At 62.6% G+C, this 17,833-nt stretch carries 15 protein-coding genes; 5 read left to right on the top strand and 10 right to left on the bottom strand.

Annotated elements, in window-relative coordinates:
- Positions 1 to 368: 368 nt before the first annotated feature.
- Positions 369 to 1,301 carry a DMT family transporter gene (locus K6T12_RS14150; protein WP_222223525.1) on the bottom strand — a complete coding sequence of 311 codons (933 nt, stop codon included), beginning with the start codon at positions 1,299 to 1,301 and terminating at the stop codon, positions 369 to 371.
- Between the two features lie 346 nt (positions 1,302 to 1,647).
- Entirely contained in the window at positions 1,648 to 2,604 is a 957-nt protein-coding gene (locus K6T12_RS14145; protein WP_222223524.1) for a LysR substrate-binding domain-containing protein, read from the bottom strand.
- Positions 2,605 to 2,726: 122 nt separating this feature from the next.
- Between K6T12_RS14145 and K6T12_RS14140 the strand changes: the two genes are divergently transcribed.
- From K6T12_RS14140 to K6T12_RS14120, 5 genes are all read left to right on the top strand, one after another.
- On the top strand, positions 2,727 to 3,074 hold the full coding sequence (locus K6T12_RS14140; protein WP_222223523.1) for a RidA family protein: 348 nt from the start codon (positions 2,727 to 2,729) through the stop codon (positions 3,072 to 3,074).
- Between the two features lie 164 nt (positions 3,075 to 3,238).
- Entirely contained in the window at positions 3,239 to 4,222 is a 984-nt protein-coding gene (locus tag K6T12_RS14135) for a TRAP transporter substrate-binding protein (protein WP_222223522.1), read from the top strand.
- Between the two features lie 168 nt (positions 4,223 to 4,390).
- Complete coding sequence (locus K6T12_RS14130; protein ID WP_222223521.1) at positions 4,391 to 4,945, top strand: TRAP transporter small permease; 555 nt, start codon at positions 4,391 to 4,393, stop codon at positions 4,943 to 4,945.
- On the top strand, positions 4,945 to 6,255 hold the full coding sequence (locus tag K6T12_RS14125; RefSeq protein WP_222223520.1) for a TRAP transporter large permease: 1,311 nt from the start codon (positions 4,945 to 4,947) through the stop codon (positions 6,253 to 6,255). The genes K6T12_RS14130 and K6T12_RS14125 overlap by 1 nt, the downstream gene beginning before the upstream one ends.
- A 103-nt stretch (positions 6,256 to 6,358) precedes the next feature.
- On the top strand, positions 6,359 to 7,609 hold the full coding sequence (locus K6T12_RS14120; RefSeq protein WP_222223519.1) for an NAD(P)/FAD-dependent oxidoreductase: 1,251 nt from the start codon (positions 6,359 to 6,361) through the stop codon (positions 7,607 to 7,609).
- A gap of 231 nt (positions 7,610 to 7,840) precedes the next feature.
- On the opposite strand, the gene K6T12_RS14115 is transcribed toward K6T12_RS14120, so the two are convergent.
- The 8 genes from K6T12_RS14115 to dprA all read right to left on the bottom strand — a co-directional run bounded on the left by K6T12_RS14115 (position 7,841) and on the right by dprA (position 17,745).
- Positions 7,841 to 9,523 carry an amidohydrolase gene (locus K6T12_RS14115; RefSeq protein ID WP_222223518.1) on the bottom strand — a complete coding sequence of 561 codons (1,683 nt, stop codon included), beginning with the start codon at positions 9,521 to 9,523 and terminating at the stop codon, positions 7,841 to 7,843.
- Between the two features lie 103 nt (positions 9,524 to 9,626).
- On the bottom strand, positions 9,627 to 10,364 hold the full coding sequence (locus K6T12_RS14110; RefSeq protein ID WP_315853608.1) for an aspartate/glutamate racemase family protein: 738 nt from the start codon (positions 10,362 to 10,364) through the stop codon (positions 9,627 to 9,629).
- A gap of 599 nt (positions 10,365 to 10,963) precedes the next feature.
- On the bottom strand, positions 10,964 to 13,336 hold the full coding sequence (locus tag K6T12_RS14105) for a Lon protease family protein (RefSeq protein ID WP_222223516.1): 2,373 nt from the start codon (positions 13,334 to 13,336) through the stop codon (positions 10,964 to 10,966).
- A gap of 124 nt (positions 13,337 to 13,460) precedes the next feature.
- Positions 13,461 to 14,297, bottom strand: coding sequence for a shikimate dehydrogenase (aroE, locus tag K6T12_RS14100; protein ID WP_222223515.1), 837 nt, complete (start codon positions 14,295 to 14,297; stop codon positions 13,461 to 13,463).
- A 1-nt stretch (position 14,298) separates the two neighbouring features.
- Entirely contained in the window at positions 14,299 to 15,213 is a 915-nt protein-coding gene (gene hemF / locus K6T12_RS14095) for an oxygen-dependent coproporphyrinogen oxidase (protein WP_222223514.1), read from the bottom strand.
- A gap of 205 nt (positions 15,214 to 15,418) precedes the next feature.
- Positions 15,419 to 15,976 carry an L-threonylcarbamoyladenylate synthase gene (locus tag K6T12_RS14090; RefSeq protein WP_222223513.1) on the bottom strand — a complete coding sequence of 186 codons (558 nt, stop codon included), beginning with the start codon at positions 15,974 to 15,976 and terminating at the stop codon, positions 15,419 to 15,421.
- A 7-nt stretch (positions 15,977 to 15,983) separates the two neighbouring features.
- Positions 15,984 to 16,496, bottom strand: a complete 513-nt coding sequence (gene purE, locus K6T12_RS14085; RefSeq protein WP_222223512.1) for a 5-(carboxyamino)imidazole ribonucleotide mutase — start codon at positions 16,494 to 16,496, stop codon at positions 15,984 to 15,986.
- 115 nt (positions 16,497 to 16,611) lie between these two features.
- Positions 16,612 to 17,745 carry a DNA-processing protein DprA gene (gene dprA, locus K6T12_RS14080; protein WP_222223511.1) on the bottom strand — a complete coding sequence of 378 codons (1,134 nt, stop codon included), beginning with the start codon at positions 17,743 to 17,745 and terminating at the stop codon, positions 16,612 to 16,614.
- Between the last annotated feature and the right edge of the window lie 88 nt (positions 17,746 to 17,833).

The following is a 17,833-nucleotide window of genomic DNA, read 5'->3' as shown; positions in this document are numbered from 1 at the left end:
AACAGTCCCACGTTTTATCCACATCGACGACGATTTCTACCCCATACGCCCCTGTGCATAGCCGGATAAAAAACCACACCAGACTGTGCATAACTTGGTGGAAAGATCTTAACAAGCTCTGTGGAAAAATCCTGAACTCAGCATCAATGCCCTATTGATCGATTTTCGACCACTTTCATCAACCCCAGTATTAACGAGGCCTGCAGCAGTTACCCCATAAACCGCTCACAGTTTTACACACGAATTTTGTTGATAAACAGAAGGTTAGTTCAAAGTGTGCATAAGAAACGGCAGCAAGCGCTGGTTAGCCGTTGTTGTAGACTGGGGACAACTACCCAAAGCAATCCACAAGCCCAGCTGATTTCCCGTCAGCGGCGCAACCTGTCTGCTTCATCAATAGACTCAACGGCTGGCGCCGACAGCGCCCGTAGAATCCCCAACGACAGCACCAAGATACCGAGCCACTGCAGGCCGTTGACCGGCTGGGCCAACAGCAGGCTGCCGAGCAGCGCGGTGCCTGCCGGCGACAGGGCGGTGAACAGTGCCGCTCGTTCGGCGCCGAGGCAGGCCGCCGCGCGGCTGTAACAATAGATCGCCACACCGGCCACCAGCGGTCCCTGGTAGATCAGTTGCAGCAGCCAATCGGACACGGAGACAGAGGCCAGCCGGACGCTATCGAGCATCCAGAAGTAGGCCAGCAGGTAGGGCAGCGAGCCAACGCTGCAGATCGCTACCGCCAGCAGGGCCGGCACCTGCCAGCGTGCGGTCAATACGCCGAACAACGCCCACATCAGACCACAGGATATGAACATCAGATCGCCGATCCAGCTGTCGCCCAGTGGCCCATTGAATGCGCTGGCCCCGAACAGCGCCAGCCCGGCCAACATCAACAGACCGCCCTGCAGGGAGCCGGCGGTGGGGCGCTGCGCCAGCCAGCGCCACTTGATCAGCAACGCGAACAGCGGCACCAGGCCGAGCGCCAGTACGCCGTTGTGGGAGACCGGGGCGAACTGCAGCGCAGCGGTCAGCAACAGGCTGTAGGGCACCCCGGCACAGATCAGCAGCGCCAATGCCCGGCCTAAGCCCAGTCGACGCAGCAGTAGCCGACGCCGCCAGAGGTAAGGCAGCAACAGCAGCCCGGCACCGGCCACCCGCAGGGCGGTCAGGTCGAGCGGTTGCAGGCCGACCGCCAGGCCCAGCGTGGACACGCTGCTGTGACCGGACCAGATCATTGCGGCCAGCAGGCCGAACAGTACCCCGCGCTGGCCGTTCGACAGCGCGGACAGGGAGTGGTTAAACAAGGCAGGCTCCTCCGCCAGGATGTTGAGAGACGCGGAAGAGAAGTCACCGTTTTTTAAGTGAGCACCGCGCAACGTGCGCTGCATCTGGAAAGCCTGCCAAATATAGCAGCGCCGCCTGGCGAAGCGAATAGGGGCCGCATCGTTGCCGGGCCGCCACTGCATAGCCGCCTGCCAGGAATCATCGAAACGCCCACATCAGTACAAAAATGGATTTCCGCCTGCAGAGGCAGAGGAAAAACTTAACTTACTGTCCGGGATTTGTTGACCCTACATTTTGTGCCCACGCGGCACTTGTTCACCTGACATGGATGTTTCCTGCGAATCCGCGAAAGCCTAAAAGAAGCGCTTACGGCTGGCGGGTCATCAGTCCGCTGCCGGCGACACCGACATCGGCCGGTTCCACCGGCTGCAGCGGCCAGCGTGCAGCCAGGTGATCGATGCAGCTGTCGATGAACTCCTTGATCAAGCCGGTTGGCGGATGGTTCAGCGGGGTGATGAAGCCGAAGTAGAGCGGCACCGAGGGGTCGAACGGTTTGGCCACACCGCCCTGTTCGACATAGCGGCTGGCAGTGAACGGATCGACGATAGACACCCCCAGCTGCTGGCGGACGAAGGATTCGGCGGTGATGAACAGCGGCGTCTCGATACGGGCGTCGGGCCGTGCGCCGCTGTCGCGCAACACCGAGTCGATGCGAAAGCGGGTCACGGTATTCTGGGCGCCGATGGCGATAAAGGGCTCGCTATCCAGGTCGCCGGCCTGCACCCGTTCTTGCCGCTCAAAGCGGTGGCCCGGCCAGGCGATGCACTGGCAGTCGACCTGGAAGCAGCGGCCAAAACTGATCTCGCTGCTGTCCACCGGTAGCATCACGATACCCAGGTCATACTGTTGGGCGCCGACCATATTGACCACCTCCACCGAGGTATGGGTCACGAAGGACGCGCTCACCCCCTCGCGGTCGCGCAGAAAGTCGGCGACCATCGCCGGCATCTCGCTGAATCCCAGCACCGGCATACAGGCGATCCGCAAGCTGCCGCTTTTCATCAACCGGATCTTGTCCGCCGCCTGACCGAGGCTGTCCATACCGATGAAGTGCCGCTCCACCTCGCGGAAGAACGCGTGCGCCTGCTGGGTGGGGTAGACCCGACTGTTGCGGCGGTCGAACAGAGTGAAGTCCAACGCCTCCTCCAGATCCTTGATCAACCGGCTCACCGCCGGCTGGGAGACGTACAGCATCTGCGAGGCTTCGCTCATCGAGCCGGTCAGCATCACCGCTCGGAAGGCTGATAACTGCTTGGCATTCATAGAGTTGCACCAGTTGATAACATTTCTGTATGGATCGTTCAAATAATTGTATTGGAACTTATAAATCCTCTCCACCAATAATTGAAGCCGTTGAGAAGTCACCCTTGGAGAGAGAGCCCGATATGTCTATTGAACGGCTGGATAGCGGCACCCGTATGAGCCGCGCGGTCATCCACAACGGCACCGCCTATCTGTGCGGCCAGGTACCGGCCGACGAAAACGTCGGTATCAAGGAGCAGACCGCGTCCACATTGGAAAAGATCGAAAAGCTGCTGGCCGAAGTCGGTAGTGACAAGAGCAAGATCCTGTCCGTCACCGTGTACGTGCGGGATATGAAAGACTTCGCCGAGATGAACGAAGTCTGGGACGCCTGGGTAGAACCGGGCTGCGCACCGGCCCGCGCCTGCGTCGAAGCACGCATGGCCCGTCCGTCGTTGTTGGTCGAGATGTCCGTAATCGCGGCTATCTGATCTTCTTTTTTAACGAAAGCGTTACGAGCGAAGACCAGGCAAGACATCAATCGGCGAGGAAGCGGAGTTTATTGCAATAAATGAGCATCCCAAGCCGATTGATAACGCAGCATGGCCGAGCGTAGTAGCTTTCGCCTCAATAAAAACAATTAGAGGAACACAAAATGTCTTCTACTCTGCGCAAGATCGCCAAGGCGGTCGCTACCGTCTCCCTGGCCGCGGCCAGCACCTTCTCGCTGGCCGGCCAGAAATGGGATATGCCGATGGCATATACCGACAGCAACTTCCACACCCAGAACGCCAAGGCGTTTGCCGAAGCGGTAAAGGTCGCCACCGGTGGCGAACTGGAAATTAAAGTGCACGGCGGCGGCTCGCTGTTCAAAGGCAGCGAGATCAAGCGCGCGGTACAAACCGGCCAGGCGCAGATCGGCGAACGTATCCTGTCGGCCCACGCCAACGAAAGCGCGGTGTTCGGTTTCGACTCGGTGCCGTTCCTGGCGACCTCGTTCGAAGAATCCGACAAGTTGATGGCAGCGGCCAAGCCGACCTTCCAGAAACTGCTGGATAAGCACAACCTGGTACTGCTGTACTCCGTACCCTGGCCTCCGGGCGGCTTCTACGCCAAGAAAGAGCTGAACAGCGGCGCCGATCTGCAGGGCGTGAAATTCCGCTCCTACAACAACGCCACCGCCCGCATGGCGGAGCTGTCCGGCGCCGTACCGGTCCAGGTTGAAGCGTCCGAGCTGAGCCAGGCGTTGTCCACCGGCGTGGCGGAATCCTTCATCTCCTCCGGTGCCACCGGTTACGACCGCAAGGTCTGGGAACACCTGACCCACTGGTACGACGTCAAGGTCTGGCTGCCGCGCAACTACGTGTTCGTCAACAAGCAGGCCTGGGAATCGCTGGACGAAAACACCCAGAATATCGTCAAGGGCCTGGCGCTGATGGCCGAGAAAGCCGGTACCGCTCGTTCCGAGCAGCTGGCGGGCTGGTACATCGAACAGCTGGCGGCACACGGCATGAACGTGGGCCCGGCGGGCGAGCAGCTGGCGGCCGACTTCAAGAAGATCGGCGACACCATGACCAAAGAGTGGCTGGCGCAAGCCGGTGAGGAAGGCCAGGCGATCCTGGACGCTTACCGCAAGTAATCGCACGACTAAACGCAAGTGAGTACCTCCATATCCCCGAGCGCCGGCCTGCCGGCGCCGCGAAGAGGGTTCGCCCTCTGAAGGAGCCTTCGGGGTGATCTGTTGACGGGATCACCCTTTTTTTCTTCTACACAACAACAACGATCAAGCACCATGAACAGCCAAACCATGACAAAGAATCAGACGCGTAGCGGCGTTTTCGCCAAGCTGCGCCGGGGACTGGACGCCCTCTACACGTTGTCGGGACTGATCGGCGCCCTGTTTCTGGTCGCCATTCTCGGCATCATCGTGGCGCAGATGGCCGCCCGCTGGTTGGGGCTGCAGTTCCCCGGCTCGGCCGACTACGCCGGCTACTGTATGGCCGCCTCCTCGTTCTTTGCGCTGGCCTACACCCTGAACAACAACGCCCATATCCGGGTCAGCCTGATCCTGTCGCGGATGACCGGCCTGAAGCGCCGGCTGGCCGATATCTGGTGCCTGAGCGTTTCCGCGCTGCTGGCCGGTTACCTGTCGTACTACTCGATCCGCAATGTCCAGATGTCGCACCTGATCCACGATATCTCCCAGGGACAGGACGCCACCCCGCTGTGGATTCCGCAGCTGTCGCTGGCGATCGGTTCGGTGATCTTCACCATCGCCCTGGTCGACCACCTGGTACGTACCCTGGCCGGCCACGACCACACCTTCGATGACACCCACCATGTAGAAGGGGAGGAGTTCTGATGGACGAGTTTATGTTGACCGCCATCTTCCTTGGCACCCTGTTTTTCCTGCTTGGCAGCGGCATCTGGATCGGCCTGGCACTGCTCGGTGTGGCCTTCGTCGGTATGGAGCTGTTCACCAGCCGACCGGTCGGCGATGCGATGTTCACCACCATCTGGTCGGCCTCGTCCAGCTGGTCGCTGACCGCGCTGCCGCTGTTCATCTGGATGGGCGAGATCCTGTTCCGCACCCGGCTGTCGGAGGACATGTTCCGTGGCCTGGCGCCCTGGATGGCGCCGCTGCCGGGCCGTCTGCTGCACACCAACGTGGTCGGCTGCACCATCTTCGCGGCGGTGTCCGGCTCCTCGGCCGCCACCCTGACCACGGTCGGCAAGATGTCGATCCCCGAGCTGAAGAAGCGCGGCTACCCGGAGTTCATGATCTTCGGCACCCTGGTCGGCTCCTCGACCCTGGGCCTGATGATCCCGCCGTCGCTGACGCTGATCGTCTACGGCGTGACCATCAACGAGTCGATCTCCAAGCTGTTCATGGCCGGCGTGCTGCCGGGCCTGGTATTGGCCAGCCTGTTCATGGCCTATATCGCCGGCTGGTCATTCCTGCGCCGTCACGAGGTGCCGACCGCCGAGCCGAAGATGACCATGCTGCAACGGCTGTACAACTCGCGCTTCCTGATCCCGGTGATCCTGCTGATTGCGCTGGTGATCGGCACCATCTACACCGGTATCGCCACCGCCACCGAATCGGCCGCCTTCGGCGTGATCGGCGCGCTGGTGCTGGCCGCCACCCAGGGCTCGCTGACCAAGGAAGCGCTGAAAGAGAGCCTGCTGGGCGCCACCCGCACCTCCTGCATGATCGCGCTGATCCTGGCCGGCGCCGCCTTCCTGGCGCTGGCGATGGGCTTCACCGGCCTGCCGTCGACGGTGGCCGAATATATCGCCGGCCTGCAGCTGTCGCCGCTGACGCTGATCTTCGCGCTGATGTGCTTTTACATCATCATCGGCATGTTCCTGGACGGCATCTCCTCGGTGGTGCTGACCATGGCGGTGGTCGAACCGATGGTCCGCCAGGCCGGCATCGACCTGCTGTGGTTCGGTATCTTCATCGTGGTGGTGGTCGAGATGGCGCAGATCACCCCGCCGATCGGTTTCAACCTGTTCGTGATGCAGGGGATGACCAAGAAGCCGATCGGCTATATCGCCAAGACCGCCTTCCCGATGTTCCTGCTGATGGTGTTGATGGTCGGCATCCTGGTGCTGTTCCCGGAGCTGGCCACCTTCCTGCCGGAAAACATGCGCCAGACGCCGGGCTGATCCCCTGCTCATTAGTTAGCACTTACAACCTATAACGTCCTTAGCGCGGCTGCCTAGGCAGCCGCTGCGGGCGCACTCGCGCCAAATTCTGGAGAGACACACGATGGACAGACAACAGGCGCCGGATATCACCGTCCTCGGGGCCGGCATTATCGGCATCTCCTGCGCGGTCCAGCTGCAGGCGAAAGGGCTGAAGGTGGCGGTGATCGACCGGGTCGCGCCGGGCGACGCCACTTCGCACGGCAATGCCGGGGTGTTCGCGGTCTGCGGCTGCATCCCGGTCGCCACACCGGGCTTCCTGTGGACCGTGCCGAAACTGCTGCTGGACCCGCACGGCCCGCTATCGCTGCCAGCCGGCTACCTGCCGCAGCTGGCCGGTTGGGGCACCCGGTTCGCACTGAACACCCGCATGAAGCGGTTCGAACATATCAGCAGCGCGCTGAATCCGCTGTTGCAGAACGCCACCGAACTGCACCTGGCCCAGGCCCGCATGGCCGGCGCCGACGCCTATGCCAAGGCCTCGCCGTACTTCTACCTGTACAAGGACGAGGCGGCGTTCCAGAACGACAAACTGGCTTGGCAGCGCCGGCGTCACTTCGGCATCGAGTACGATATCCTGCGCGGTGACGAGATCCGCCAGCGGGAAGCGTCGATCTCGCCGGAGTTCAACTACGTGGTGGCACTGAAGCACCACGGCTTCAGCCCCAACCCGGGCAAGCTGGTCAAGGCGCTGGCCGATCATTTCGTCCGCCAGGGCGGCGAGTTCATCACCGGCGAGGTGGTGAAGTTCAATTTCCGCGACAACCAGCCCAGCGAAGTGGTCACCGACCGCGGCATCTATCCGCTCGACAAGGTGGTGCTGGCCGGCGGCGCCTGGTCCGCCAAGCTGGCGGCCCAGCTGGGTCACGAGGTGCCGCTGGAATCGGAGCGCGGCTACCATATCGAGCTGCCCAAGCCGGGCATCGAGCTGGCCACGCCGATCATGTTCAGCGCCGGCAAGCTGGTTGCAACGCCGATGGAGAACGGTATCCGTTTCGCCGGCCTGGTGGAGTTCGGCGGCCTCAAGGCGGACCCCAACTACGACTTCTGCGACCGGCTGCTGCACCACGCCAAGACGCTGTTCCCCGGCATCAACACCGAGGACCCTATCAAGTGGATGGGCCATCGACCGTCGATCACCGACAGCCTGCCGGTGATCGGCCAGTGTCCGCGCCACGCCAACGTCTACTACGCCTTCGGCCACCAGCACATGGGGCTGACCATGGCGCCGCGCACCGGCCGGATCATCAGCGACCTGGTCACCAGCGGGCAGAGCGATATCGACCTCAGCCCGTACCGGATCGACCGGTTCTGAGTCCGACGCGGTTGGCCGTGCCATGCCCGCCATGTCCGGCGGGTGGAACCCTATGCAAGACCAACGCCGCGTCATCCTGACCAAGCAGAAACGCCCGCCCGGCAAGTACCGGGCGGGCGTTTTTTTTGGTTCCTCGCCAGCCGGCACGCACGCCGCAGGGCATAGCAGAGCCGTGCGTTCCGCGCCCGCTGGCGGCCGTGCACGAACGGCACCACTACCGGGCGGCCTGACTCAAAAGCCGTCCGCCCGCCAGGTTTCTTCGCCGGCCAGCAGCGTCAGCAATACCCGGGTCTGGCTGATCCGCTCGACCGGGGTTTCGAACAGGTTGCGATCCAGTACGATCAGGTCGGCCGCCTTGCCGACCTCCAGCGAGCCGGTGACCTGCTCCTGCTGCATCAGGTAGGCGGCGTTGATGGTGTAGGCCCGCAACGCCTGGCTCAGGCTGATGCTCTGCGCGCCCCGCTGCAGGGCGCGCTGGATGCCCAGGAACGGCGACAGCGGGCTGACCGTCCAGTCGCTGCTCAACACCACATGCGCGCCGGCATCGTGTAGATCCTTCAGCCGGTAGCTGCGATAGGCGCGCTGGCCGATATAGGGGGCCTGCCAGTGGGCATTGCCGGGCAGGGTGAAAGCGCCGGCCACCTGCATATCGGCGATTACCTTCAGTTGGGCGAAGCGGGGCAGGTCGGCGTCGTCGATCAGCTCGACGTGGGTCAGCCGGTGGCGACGGCCCTGCTGGGGCCCCTGCGACCGGGCCTGCTCGATGGCATTGAGCGATTCATGCACACCGCGATCGCCGATCGCATGGATATGGAAATCGAACCCCGCCGCGCCCAGCTCCGCGACATATCGCTGCAAGCGTTGCTGGCTGAAGTAGTTCAAGCCACGCGCTGGCAGCTGCGGCAGGCTTTTATCATAAGGCGCCAGCAGCGCTGCGCTGGTGTTGTGGATGATGCCGTCACTGTAGATCTTGATCTGGTTGACCTGCAGCAGGCTGTTCGGATCGCGCCGGTAGAGTTTCTTCAGGGTGCGCAGCTGCAGACCGTCATCCAGGTCCGGGTAGGCCCAGAGCCCCAGATTGACCCGCGCATTGAGCTGTCGCTCCCGCTCGGCGCGTTGCCAGACCTCCAGCCAGCCGCGCTGCCAATACACCCGGGCATCGCAGAACGCGGTGATACCATTGGCGGCGACCTGATCCAGGGTCTCCAGCAGGCCCCGGTAGTTCAGCTCGGCCGCCTCCGGATTGGGCCGATGGGCCAGTTCGAACACCTGCTCGGCGGCGACCTCCAGCAGAATGCCGTTCGGCTGTCCGGCCTCGTTACGCAGGATGATGCCGCCCTGCGGATCGGCCGTATCCCGGTCGATGCCGGCCAGCGCCAACGCCTTGCTGTTGACCCAGGCGGAGTGGGAACTCTGCTCCATGATAGCCACCGGCCGGTCGCTGACCATCCGGTCCAACAGGGTGACCGGGTCCTCCTCGGCCGCCAGCAGGGTTTCCAGCTGATGGCCGTAGGCCAGCACCCAGTCGGTGCCCAATCGCCGCTTGGCACAGCGGCGCAGCTCGGCGCGGTAATCCTCGATACGCGTTTGCGGCCTGAGCCAGCAGTTGCCGCCGACCTCGCTGCCACCCTCCAGCGCATGGACATGGCTGTCGTGGATGCCCGGCATCACCATCCGGCCATCCAGCTCGATCACCGCTGTATCCACACCGATATAAGCCTCGGCACCGACATCACTGCCGACATAGACCAGCTTGCCGTCACGGATCGCCACCGCCTGCTGACGGCTGTCCCGCCCATCGGCGGTATAGATCAGGCCACCGAGCAGCACCCGGTCGGCCGGCTCCCGGTGATCTGCGGCGGAGGCCATGGTAGCCATCAGCAGACCCGCCAGCAGTGACATCATCAATCTCATTGCAACGCTCCATCATCAGTTGCAGGCAGATTAATCGGCTGGCGGGAAAATGCCAAAGCACCCGGTACTCAAAATCACGCTGGCCAGCGGACTCCGTCAGCGATTATCGAAAGCGCCGCGGCCGCAAGCCGCTATGAAACCAGTGGATAAAATTGACCACATCGTACACCGGCAGCCCGGTTGTACGTGCGATGGCAGCCGAATAGGGTGCCATATTGGTACACTCCAGCAGAATCGCACCGACCTCCGGATAGCGGCGAACCAGCTGGTTGGCGGCGGCCAGCATATCCCGCTCGGCCTGGGCCACATCCAGCTCCGCCCGGTCCTCGGCGATCGCCGGGTAGAATGCCAGGCTATCGTCCAGCCCGACCACCGGCGCATCCGCCGGGATGCCGGCCGCGGCCAGGTGTTGCCCGGTTAAACATTGCGCGGAGAAGGTCAGGATGCCGACCCGCTTGCCGATCGGCAGCAGGGCCTGGATCAGCGGCCCCTGCAGCAGCGACGAAGTGGCCACCGGCACCGGCAGCTCCGCGGCGATCCGTTGCTGAAAGATCGACAGGAAGCCGCAACTGGTGGCGATACCGGCCACCCCCTCGGCCACCAATACGTTGCCTGCCGCGATAAAGGCGCTCAGCAGCCCCTGGGCACCCTGCTGCACCACCCGTTCGGCGCTGGCGCCGCTGACCATCCGGTAGCGCACCGGAAAATCCCAGCTGGCGGCATGGCCGATATCGCCGGGGATGCGCGGGAAGTTGGTTTCCAGCATCAGGATACCGACGGAAGGGGGCTCCGTAACAGGCGCGTTGCCAGGATGTTCCGGTGGGGCAGCCTCGATCTTCACAGCACGTTCTCCGACAGGTGGTCAAAGCACTCTAGCGAGCCCGTCCCCAACCGGCCAATCAGTTATCGGTATCGCTCGATAACCGTGCAGGTTGCCGATAAGCAGTTATACCCGGTTATACGAGGCCTACCCAGAGCAGTTACACACATAACACACAGAGTTATCCACAAATAAACAGTATTCCACCTACACCCCATCATCTTACAGCTCACTTATCCTCGATATCCCCCAGGCTATCCACAGCTTTCTGGCAGAATAGTTCCGCCCGCGCAGCTGTTAATAAAGGCAGGATGAACAGGATATAGGCAGGATAGGGGGGATTCGGTCACCCATGATACCCAAGGGGCATACCCATCGGGCTGCGACAATGCGTCCCTTCTGTAGCAGCGGGCTCCGGCCGCAATAGCGGTTATGGCCTGGGCAGCGAGCTGCTACAAAGCGTATTCCCCTATAGCAGCGCCGCCGCTGCTATGGGGGAGTACTCGGTGTACCTGGCAAAATTAAAAATCAGTCATGTAGGGTGGGCACGTTTTTTGTACCCACGCACCGCTTGTTCATCCGGCGTAGATACTTCCCGCTAAAGCGCGAAGAACCAAAAATCAGGCCTTGGCCTTGGCGATCTCGCGCAGTCGCAGCACCGCCTTGTGGTTGATACTGCGCTGCGGGAAGCTGCCGTCGGCACGCAGTTCGCCGGCCTTGCGGCCGGTCAGCAGCTCCAGGCACTGGTCGACGGTCGACACCGCGTGGACCTGGAACAGCCCCTGTTCCACCGCTTCCACCACCTCCCGCTTCAGCATCAGGTTACGCACGTTGGCCTTGGGTACGATCACCCCCTGAGAGCCGGTCAGGCCGCGCGCTTCGCAGAGCCGGTAGAAGCCCTCGATCTTCTCGTTGACGCCGCCGATCGCCTGCACCTCGCCGTACTGGTTGATCGAGCCGGTGACGGAATATTGCTGCAGAATCGGGAAGCCGGTCAGTGCCGAGATCAGCGTGCAGACCTCGGCCAGCGAGGCGCTGTCGCCATCGACATAACCGTAGGACTGCTCCAGTGCGATGCTGGCCGACAGGGTCAGCGGGAACTCGCGGGTGTATTTGTGGCCCAGGTAACCGGACAGGATCAACACCCCCTTGGAATGGATCGGCTGGCCCAGGGTGACCTCGCGCTCGATATCGACGATCCCCTTGTTACCCGGGTGGACGGTGGCGGTGATCCGCGCCGGGGTACCGAAGTTGACATCGCCGACCTGTAACACGGTCAGACCGTTGGACTTGCCGACCGCCTCGCCGTCGGTATCGATCAGCACCGTCTGGTTGAGGATATTGTCGAGGATTTTCTCGGCCAGCCGGCCGGTACGCGCCTCCTTGGCCGCCAGCGCCTCCTCGACATGGTCGACGTTGATCAGCTGATCCTCCTCCTGGCGGCGCTTGTAATCCGCCTCGCAGAGCAGATCGACCAGCTCGCCGACATGGGCCGAGATCAGCTCCTGGTCCTCCGCCAGCCGCGAGCTGTGTTCCACCAGTCGGGCCACCGCCCGCCGAGTCAGCGGCGCCAACCCCTCCTCGTCGGCCAGGGTTTTCATCAGCCGGGCATAGTGGCGCACCGCCTGCGGCGTGCGCTTGACGTCCTCATCGAAGTCGACCACCACCCGGAACATCTTCTCGAAGTCGTGATCCATCTCCTGCAGCAGGTAGTAGATATCGCGCGAGCCGACCAGCACCACCTTGACCTTCAGCTGGATCGGCTGCGGATTCAGGGTGATGGTGCTGACCCCGGTATACTCGCTGGCCGGGCTCTCGATGCGGATTTCGTGGGACTTCAGCGCCCGTTTCAGGGCGCCGTAGACGAACGGCTGCTCAAGCAGCTTCTCCGCTTCCAGCACCAGGTAACCACCGTTGGCCCGGTGCAGCGCGCCGGGCCGGATCAGCTTGTGCGAGGTGACCAGCGAGCCCATCTCGGTGGCGTATTCGATCCGGCCGAACAGGTTCTCGTAGCTGGGGTGGGCCTCGTAGACCAGCGGCGCCCCCTTGACCTTGGCGTTGTCGACCAGCAGGTTGGCGCCGTAGATCTCTTCCAGCAGCTTGCGGCGGCCGGCATCGGTGGTCGACTCCAGCATCTTATCGTCGCCGACCAGTTCCTCGGCCCGATTGACCACCGAGCTTTCCAGCTTCTGCAGGTAATCCACCACCCCCGCCAAGTTGGCGTACTTATCCTTCAGCGGCTGGATCACCGGCGTCACCGCCTGGCGGGCGGTCTCCCGATTCAGCTGTTTCATCTTCTGGGCCGCCTCGCGGCGCCACTGCGGCATCTCGGTCAGGCAGTCGTTGAGAAACTCCTCCAGCTCGGCGATGTTGCGCGAGAAGGTGTCGCGCAACTCCTCCGGCAACTGGGAAAAGGCCGCCTCATCCATCGCCTGCCCCTCGGCCACCGGGGTGAAGCCGATACTGCTGGCGTCGCGGTAAACCGCGATGCTCTTGTCGCGGGCCCGCCGTTCAACCTTCTCGATCGCCTGGTCGTACTGGCGGTTGAACACCCGCTCGACCTGCGCCTTACGACGCTGATAGGCGGGATTTTCGAACGCCGCCGGCAGTTCACTGAAGATCGCATCCAGCAGCTGGCGGATATCACGGTTGAAATGGAGTGCACGTCCCGCCGGCAGACTGATCGCAATCGGATAGCGATCGTCTTCCAGGTTGTTGAGGTAGAGCCAGTCCTGTGGCTTGCGCGCCTTCTTGGCGTAGGACTTCAGGTTCTCCATCGCGAACGAGAACCGGCCGGTGTGGGGATTGCCCATCACGAACATGTTATAGCCGGGCCGCTGCATGCCGATGCCGAACTGCATCGCATCGATCGCCCGCTGCTGGCCGAAAAATCCGGTGAAGGGCTCCAGCGTGGCAGTGGTCTTGAAGGGCAGAAGTTCCGGCTCGCAGATGCAATAGAGCGCAGCCGGATCGAGTTGGGTGTGCTTGTCCATACGCTATCCCCTCGGGCGGGATCGCCCCGGCGGGGCGAACTTCATAGCTCTTGTTATACCCCCGCCATCGGTCACCCGCAACCGCATAGCGGCAGGGGATGCGTATGAAATCAATCAGTTAAGGTTATTTATCAGACAGCTGGCGACGCAGATCGGTAATCACCGGGGCGGTGTCCGGGCGAATCCCACGCCACAGGGTAAAAGACTCGGCAGCCTGCTCCACCAGCATGCCCAGGCCATCCAGGCATACCGTCGCACCATGCTGCTGTGCCCAGCGACAGAAGGCGGTCGGCTCGGCGCCGTACATCATGTCGTAGCACCAGGCGCCCTCGGCCAGCAGCTCATCCGGCAGCGGCGGTACTTCGCCCTGCAGGCTGGCCGCGGTACCGTTGATCAGCAGGTCGATGTGCAGGCCCGCCAGTTGGTCGAAGCCGACCGCTTGCAGGGCAACATCGGTGTGCGGCTGGAACAGTTCCACCAGCTGTTCGGCACGGGCCAGCGTGCGGTTGGCAATCACCAGGCTGGCCGGCTGCTGGGCCAGCAACGGCTGCAGTACACCACGCACCGCACCGCCGGCGCCCAGTACCAGCACCCGTTTGCCGGCGATAGTGCCGCCATGGTTATCGACGATATCGCGCACCATGCCGACACCGTCGGTATTGTCGCCGCACAGCTGGCCGGCCTGGTCACGATAGAGGGTGTTCACCGCACCGGCCAGCTCGGCGCGTTCGGAACGTTGCCCCGCCAATGTCCAGGCCTGCTGCTTGAACGGGATGGTGATATTGAGCCCCTTGCCGTCACCCTGCAGAAACTGTTCGACCGCCGGCTCGAAGCCGTCCTCGGCGACACAGACCGCTGTATATTCCAGTGCCTGCCCGGTCTGGCGGGCAAACGCGGCATGGATCTGCGGCGACTTGGAGTGCTTGATCGGGTTACCGAATACCGCGTACCGGTCGGTCATCTCACACCTCCAGCCAGTCACGCGGCTTCAGGTAACGGTCGTACAATACCGCCTCTTCGCTGCCCGGATCCGGACGCCAGTCGTAGGACCAGCGCACCTCCGGCGGCAGCGACATCAGGATCGACTCGGTACGGCCACCGGACTGCAGACCGAACAGGGTGCCGCGGTCGTAGACCAGGTTGAACTCCACGTAGCGGCCGCGGCGGTGCAGCTGGAAGTCGCGCTGACGCTCGCCATAGGTCTGATCCTTGCGGCGCTCGACGATCGGCTGGTAGGCCGGGATATAGGCATCGCCGATCGAGCGCATCAGGCCGAAGCTGTGCTCGAAGCCGCCCTCATTGAGATCGTCGAAGAACAGACCGCCGATACCGCGCGGCTCGTCGCGGTGCTTCAGGTAGAAATAGTCGTCGCACCACTGTTTCAGGCGCGGGTAAACCTCTTCGCCAAACGGATCGCAGGCCTGCTTGGCAACCTGGTGCCAGTGACGGCAATCCTCATCGTTGCCGTAGTAGGGTGTCAGGTCGAAACCGCCGCCGAACCACCAGACCGGTTGCTCACCCTCTTTTTCGGCGATGAAGAAACGGACATTGGCGTGGGAGGTCGGCACGTAGGGATTTTTCGGGTGGATCACCAGCGATACGCCCATCGCCTGGAAGCTGCGACCGGCCAGTTCCGGCCGGTGGGCACTGGCCGAGCCCGGCAGCTGATCGCCGAACACATGGGAGAAGTTGACGCCACCTTTCTCAAATACCGCACCGTCGCTGATCACCCGGGTGCGGCCGCCGCCACCCTGTTCCCGCTGCCAGGCATCCTCGACGAAGCGGGCACTGCCGTCCATCGCTTCCAACGCCGCGCAGATGCGATCCTGCAGGTCGAGCAGATAGCTTTTAACCGCTGCAATATCCGGTGCCGACATGGCCGTTTCTCCCATAGTCAAAAAAAGATATTCAAGGCTGCAGCCTTGCCCGGGCACTCTCCGATATCAGGCCTGCGCCGCCGGAGTGCCAGTTACCCCGCAGCAAGCTCGAACGAGCGCCGAGTCGCTATTCTACATAAGCGGATGATAACGGGGAAAAGGGGACGACGGCTTTGCCAGGACGCTTGGCAATACCCGCTGAAACTCAACTGCGCAGAATGCGCCCGCTGCGCAGATCGCGGATCTGGCTCGGTTGCGCCTGATCACCCAGGTCACCCGGCACGATAGTGTCCACTTCGGACCGGAAGTAAAGATTCACTTTCAATCTATCCCGCGCAGGTTCTTTACCTGCCGGGTTAGCGGAGGTCGAAACAATCGGCCCGTCGAAGTGTTTACTAACATCCCGGATCAGCGGATGCTGACTGACCCGTACGGCCACTGAGTCATGTTCGCCCTTAACCCAGTGGGGCACCTGATCGAGCAGGTCGGGAATCAGGAAGGTGACCGGCCCCGGCCAGCTGGCACGCAGGGTGGCGCGTTGCTGCTCGGTCAAGGGGTCGAGCAGAAACTGAATCTGTGAAAGGGCGCCGGCCACCAGGATCAAACCCTTTTCGACCGGCCGGCGCTTCATCTTGAGGATACGAGCCACGGCGTGCTCGTTGAACGGATCACACCCCAGCCCCCAGACCGCTTCGGTGGGGTAGGCGATAACACCGCCCTGACGCAGGGTTTCGACTGCGCGCCTTGTATGCCATCCGTTCATCGGTAGATCAGATCTCGCCGTTCTTCAGCTGTTCCTGCAAAGCGGCATCCTTGGCGATCACCGCCTCGGTGTTGGCCTGACGCTCATCCTTCAGACGCTGAGCCAGGGCGTCGTCTTTCACCGCCAGGATCTGAGCGGCCAGGTAAGCGGCGTTCTTGGCACCGGCTTTACCGATCGCCACAGTGGCAACCGGAATACCGCCCGGCATCTGTACGGTGGACAGCAGTGCATCCAGACCGTCCAGGGAGGAGTTGATCGGCACACCGATTACCGGCTTGGTGGTGTTGGCAGCGACCGCACCGGCCAGGTGAGCAGCCATACCGGCGGCGCAGATGAAAGCCACGGCACCACGGGCATCGGCATCCTTGACGTAGTCGTGGGTCTGCACCGGCGTACGGTGAGCGGAGCTGACCTTCATTTCGAACTCGACGTTCAGGGATTTCAGGACCTCAGCAGCGGTTTTCATGACCGGCAGGTCGGAATCGGAACCCATCAGAATAGCGACAAAAGGCGTGGACATTTTAAGCAACCCTATTGCGGTTTTATTGCAGTTAAAAAGATGGGCTGAACATTAAACATTCAGCCGTCCGCTTGCAACCACACAAAGGCTATGTGATAGCGTCTGCGGGGTTCCATCAGGGTAGTTCAACAACACGCTGATAGCCGCTACCCGCAGCCTCCACCGCCCCTTTCAACTCCAGCCCCGTCAGCAACGGCCCCAACTCCGCGACCGGCAAGCCGCTGAGCGCACAGAGCTGATCCAGGCTCAGCTGTTCATGCTCCATCAAGTTCAGCAGCCGCAACTCGATGTTACTCAGCGACATTGGCTCAGCAATGGCGCGAGATGAGGCCTCAGCAGCCTCGGCGCAGTGACCCAGCAGCGACGCCAGCGGCTCGACGATATCGGCGGTGCTCTGCACCAGCGTCGCGCCATCGCGGATCAATCCGTGACAGCCCTGGCTGAGCGGATTGTGAATGGTGCCGGGAATGGCGAACAGTTCGCGGTTGTATTCCAGTGCCAATCTCGCGGTAATCAGCGAGCCGCTGCGTGGCGCCGCCTCCACCACCAGCACCCCGGCGCAGAGCCCGCTGATGATCCGGTTGCGGCGCGGAAAGTGGCCGCCCTTCGGCGGCGTACCGGGCCAGAACTCGGACACCAACACACCACCTTCAGCCAGAATCCGCTCGGCCAGGCCGCGATGCCTGGCGGGGTAGATAAGGTCCGGTCCGGTGCCGAACACTGCAACCGTCCGACCGCCGCGCTCGACCACCGCCTGGTGGGCGGCGCCATCGACCCCCAAGGCCATGCCACTGGTGATGACGAAACCGGCTGCACTGAGCTCGCGGGCGAAGGCGGCGGCACTGCGCAGCCCCTGGCGGGTAGCGTGACGACTGCCGACCACCGCCAGCTGCGGCAGCGACAGGGCGGTCGGGTCGCCGCGCAATAGCAGCAACGGTGGCGGATCGGGAATCTGTTGCAAAAGGCTGGGGTAGGCGGGGTCGGAAAAGGTCAGCAGGTGGCGGTCGTCGCCCGCCGCCAGCCAGGCCTGCAGCTGATCGATCCGCTGACGCAGCGGCCCCTGGCCGAGCTGGAACTGGGCAATGGCAGCTCGGGCCGTTGCCGGCAGGCCGATCGCCTTGAGAGTACTGTCGCTCGCCGCCAGCAGCCGGGCCGGCGTCCAGTCCTGCTGCCACAGCTGGCAGAGGCTGGCCGGACCGACCTTCGGCAATGCGGCGACGGCTATCCAATCCGTTGGATCTTCCGTCATGGTTGTCGTCCCTGTCTTTTTTAAGCTTTTTCTTAAGCTTTATTTAAAGCGGATTCTCAAGCTTGCTGGATACGTACACGGGGCTCGG

This window comes from Marinobacterium arenosum (genome assembly GCF_019795155.1).
Taxonomy (GTDB): domain Bacteria; phylum Pseudomonadota; class Gammaproteobacteria; order Pseudomonadales; family Balneatricaceae; genus Marinobacterium_C; species Marinobacterium_C arenosum.
Note: the sequence above shows the minus strand (reverse complement) of the source record. Positions and strands in the feature narration are given on the sequence as shown.

Excerpts from the sequence above, each read along its gene's own strand:
- K6T12_RS14145 (WP_222223524.1), bottom strand. The coding sequence starts at position 2,604 with ATGAATGCCAAGCAGTTATCAGCCTTCCGAGCGGTGATGCTGACCGGC.
- K6T12_RS14140 (WP_222223523.1), top strand. The coding sequence starts at position 2,727 with ATGTCTATTGAACGGCTGGATAGCGGCACCCGTATGAGCCGCGCGGTC.
- K6T12_RS14135 (WP_222223522.1), top strand. The coding sequence starts at position 3,239 with ATGTCTTCTACTCTGCGCAAGATCGCCAAGGCGGTCGCTACCGTCTCC.
- K6T12_RS14130 (WP_222223521.1), top strand. The coding sequence starts at position 4,391 with ATGACAAAGAATCAGACGCGTAGCGGCGTTTTCGCCAAGCTGCGCCGG.
- K6T12_RS14125 (WP_222223520.1), top strand. The coding sequence starts at position 4,945 with ATGGACGAGTTTATGTTGACCGCCATCTTCCTTGGCACCCTGTTTTTC.
- K6T12_RS14120 (WP_222223519.1), top strand. The coding sequence starts at position 6,359 with ATGGACAGACAACAGGCGCCGGATATCACCGTCCTCGGGGCCGGCATT.
- K6T12_RS14115 (WP_222223518.1), bottom strand. The coding sequence starts at position 9,523 with ATGAGATTGATGATGTCACTGCTGGCGGGTCTGCTGATGGCTACCATG.
- K6T12_RS14105 (WP_222223516.1), bottom strand. The coding sequence starts at position 13,336 with ATGGACAAGCACACCCAACTCGATCCGGCTGCGCTCTATTGCATCTGC.
- aroE (WP_222223515.1), bottom strand. The coding sequence starts at position 14,297 with ATGACCGACCGGTACGCGGTATTCGGTAACCCGATCAAGCACTCCAAG.
- hemF (WP_222223514.1), bottom strand. The coding sequence starts at position 15,213 with ATGTCGGCACCGGATATTGCAGCGGTTAAAAGCTATCTGCTCGACCTG.
- K6T12_RS14090 (WP_222223513.1), bottom strand. The coding sequence starts at position 15,976 with ATGAACGGATGGCATACAAGGCGCGCAGTCGAAACCCTGCGTCAGGGC.
- purE (WP_222223512.1), bottom strand. The coding sequence starts at position 16,496 with ATGTCCACGCCTTTTGTCGCTATTCTGATGGGTTCCGATTCCGACCTG.
- dprA (WP_222223511.1), bottom strand. The coding sequence starts at position 17,745 with ATGACGGAAGATCCAACGGATTGGATAGCCGTCGCCGCATTGCCGAAG.